Raw genomic sequence first — 3,130 nt, 5'->3', positions numbered from 1 at the left:
GTGAGCGTCACGAGCGGGGCATCTTGCGGGTGTGCTTTGCGCGGTGGAGATTTGCCGCCTGATTTGCGAGGAGCGCGGGCGGATGGATTGGGATGAGGTTGATGCCAGTCATCATGACAGGCATGAAGGCAGTGATTATCGTCGCATCGAGGTGATCACCGGCCGCCGGAAGCGGCATAGCTGGACGCCGGCGGAGAAGGCGCGGATCGTTGCGGAAACGGCGGAGCCGGGCGCCAATGTTTCGGCCGTCGCGCGGGGTTGGGGCGTGAGTCGTGGCCTTCTTACGGTCTGGCGGCGGCAAGCGGGGCTGGTGAAGTCCGACGCCGCGGTGAAGACAGCGCCGGCGGCGCATTTTGTGCCGATCACGATCGCAGGCGAGGATCGGCAGCATGGCCATGACAGCGGGCGGCGGAAAGAAGCTGCCGATCCTGCGATATCGGAATTGACGGCGGCGCCGGCCGGGCGGATCGAACTGGAGGTCGACGGAAGCCGGCTCGTCCTGACGGGCTCTGTCGATGCGGGCCTGGCGGTTGCCATTGTGGGCGCCTTGCGAGCGGCGCGGTGATTGCACTTGCCGGAGACATGAAGGTGGTGGTGGCGACGCAGCCCGTCGACTTCCGCCGCGGCATCAACGGCCTTGTGGCTCTGGTCGCCTCGGCGCTTGCGGCCGACCCCTATTGCGGCGATATCTTTGTCTTCCGCCCCAAGCGCGGCGACAGGCTGCGGCTTTTGTTTTGGGACGGGTCAGGCATGGTACTGGTCTCCAAATGGCTCGAATCCGGCCGCTTCACCTGGCCGCCGGTTCGCGATGGTTCGATCCGGCTGACGCGCGAGGAGTTCAGCCTTCTGGTCGCCGGCCTCGACTGGACACGAGTGGTGAAAAGACCGGTCAAGAGGCCGATCCGAGCGGCATGAAATGACTGGATTTGCTTGAAGATTCTGGGCAGCATGGTAGGGTTGATCATGTCGCTCCGCCCCGATTCACTGCCCTCCGATCCTGCCGAACTGAAGGCGATTGTTATCGACCTTCTGGCCGAGAATGCGGAGTTGCGCGTCTATGCCGATCTCCTTCGGCAGATGATCTTCGGGACGAAATCGGAAAAGCTCGCCGTGCTCGACCCGACGCAGATCGCGCTTGATCTCGGCGACCTCTGCGAGGTGCCGGTAGCGGCCAATGACGATGCTGACGACGAGGATCGCCCGCGGCGCAAGCGTCGACCGGCATCGCGCAATATGGGTGCCCTGCCCAAGCATCTGCTGCGCTGCGAGGAAGTGATCGAGCCGGACAGCACGATCTGCTCCTGTTGCGGCCTTCCCCTTCATCGCATCGGTGAGGATGTCAGCGAGGCCCTCGATATCGTTCCGGCACTTCTTCGTGTGATCCGCACGATCCGGCCCAAGTACGCCTGCCGGGCGTGTGCGGCGCATGTCGTTCAGGCGCCGGCACGCTCACGGGTGATGGATGGCGGCATGGCGACGACGGCGCTGGTCGCGCATGTGGTTGTCTCCAAGTTCGCCTGGCATCTGCCGCTCTATCGCCAGGCGCAGATCTTCGCCGGTTACGGCATCGACATCGACCGGGGAACGCTCGGAAACTGGGTCGGGCGGGCCGCGTGGTGGCTCAAGCCACTTTACGAGCGGCTGCTCGCCTTCATCCGCGCGCAACCGCGGGTGTTCTGTGACGAGACACCCCTGCCGCGGCTCGATCCGGGACGCAAGCGGACGAAAGTCTGCCAACTGTGGGCGCAGGCTATCGATGATCGTCCCTGGCAGGGACCGGCGCCGCCGGCGGTCGGCTATGTGTTTGCGGAAAGCCGGGGGACGGACGAAATCGAAGCACAGCTTTCAACCTTCGGCGGCGTGCTGCAGGTCGATGGCTATGCGGCCTACAAGAGCTTGGCCAAGCGGCGGCGCAAGAGCAATGCCGCGCCCTTGCAGCTTGCCTTCTGTCTTGCCCATGCCCGCCGCAAGTTTGTCGAAGTGGTCAAGACGACGGGCTCGACCGAGGCACTGGCCGTCATTGCCACGATCGCCGAGGTCTATCGGATCGAGGAGCGCGTCCGCGGCACGAGTGCGGAGGAACGCCTGTCGGTGCGCAAGGCCGAGAGCGCTGCCCTGATGGTGGCGCTGAAGGAGCGGCTTGACACACTGATCAGCGAGGTCTCAGCCAAGTCATCGCTCGGCAAGGCGGTTGCCTATGCCCTTTCGCATTGGCAAGGGCTGACGGCCTTCCTCGGCGACGGGCGGATCGAGGTCGACAGCAATGTCGTCGAGCGGGCGATCAAGCCGGTTTGCCTGACGCGAAAGAATGTGCTCTTCGCCGGATCAAGCCACGGCGGCGAGACATGGGCCGTACTGGCATCGCTCGTCAACTCCGCCAAGCTCAATGACCTTGATCCCGAGACCTGGCTCGCCGACGTCCTCGAGCAGATCGTCTCGGGAGCCGTCTCGCTCAACCGGCTCGACGAGCTTCTTCCGTGGAATTGGAAAGCCGAACGGGAAGCGTGGTGCCAAACGGCGGCCGTGGCGGCATGAGCCGCCCGGCCGTTCCCTATGACGAACTCGATGAACGGCTGCGCGGCGACGGCCATGGCGGATATGTTGGGCTGAGCGCGATCGACGGGCTGATTGCCGCCGTCGTCGCCGGACCGGTTGTCATTGCGTCGACCGGATGGTTGCCGGCAATCTTTGGCGGCAAGATGCCTCAAGCAAAGCCTGGATCGTTGGAAGAGCGCATCGTCAATACCGTTCTCAATCGTCACGACGAGGTCGAGGCTTTGCTAAGCGACGCCCCCGGCAACTATCGCCCGGTCTTCATGCACGACAAAGGCAAACTCTACGTCGACGACTGGGCCGTGGGCTTCGCGCTTGGTCTCGGAATGGGCGGCGAGGCTTGGGGGCCCATCCTTCTCGCTCAACCTCGGCCGATCGTCGCGCCCATCATGGTCATCAATCCGCAACTCAGCAAAATGCTGTTCCGTGTCCCCCCAAGCGAGCGGCGAAAACTGCGCGCGACGGCTCATCGACATATCGGCCCAGCCGTTCTCCAGCTTTATGCCATGACCAGGACTGCTCGCACAAAGCAGTGAAAGCCGACCGTCGATCCCCGTGGCCTGCTCGTCGCGCTTAC

General features: G+C 64.1%; 4 protein-coding genes. All 4 read left to right on the top strand.

Annotated features, from left to right (window positions below; genetic code table 11):
* Nucleotides 1–82: 82 nt before the first annotated feature.
* The 4 genes from tnpA to V5F77_RS28380 are packed head-to-tail and all read left to right on the top strand — an operon-like array spanning nt 83 to nt 3,089.
* Complete coding sequence (gene tnpA, locus V5F77_RS28395) at nt 83–565, top strand: IS66-like element accessory protein TnpA (protein ID WP_429008408.1); 483 nt, start codon at nt 83–85, stop codon at nt 563–565.
* Nucleotides 566–582: 17 nt separating this feature from the next.
* Nucleotides 583–915, top strand: a complete 333-nt coding sequence (tnpB, locus tag V5F77_RS28390) for an IS66 family insertion sequence element accessory protein TnpB (RefSeq protein WP_429008407.1) — start codon at nt 583–585, stop codon at nt 913–915.
* 48 nt (nt 916–963) lie between these two features.
* Complete coding sequence (gene tnpC, locus V5F77_RS28385; RefSeq protein WP_429008406.1) at nt 964–2,535, top strand: IS66 family transposase; 1,572 nt, start codon at nt 964–966, stop codon at nt 2,533–2,535.
* Nucleotides 2,478–3,089, top strand: coding sequence for a YecA/YgfB family protein (locus V5F77_RS28380; RefSeq protein WP_429008405.1), 612 nt, complete (start codon nt 2,478–2,480; stop codon nt 3,087–3,089). The genes tnpC and V5F77_RS28380 overlap by 58 nt, the downstream gene beginning before the upstream one ends.
* Nucleotides 3,090–3,130 lie beyond the last annotated feature (41 nt).

The organism is Roseixanthobacter psychrophilus (assembly GCF_043195195.1).
In the GTDB taxonomy this organism is placed as follows: domain Bacteria; phylum Pseudomonadota; class Alphaproteobacteria; order Rhizobiales; family Xanthobacteraceae; genus NCEH01.
The sequence above is the reverse complement of the archived record's forward strand: the minus strand, read 5'-3'. Positions and strand labels throughout refer to the sequence as shown.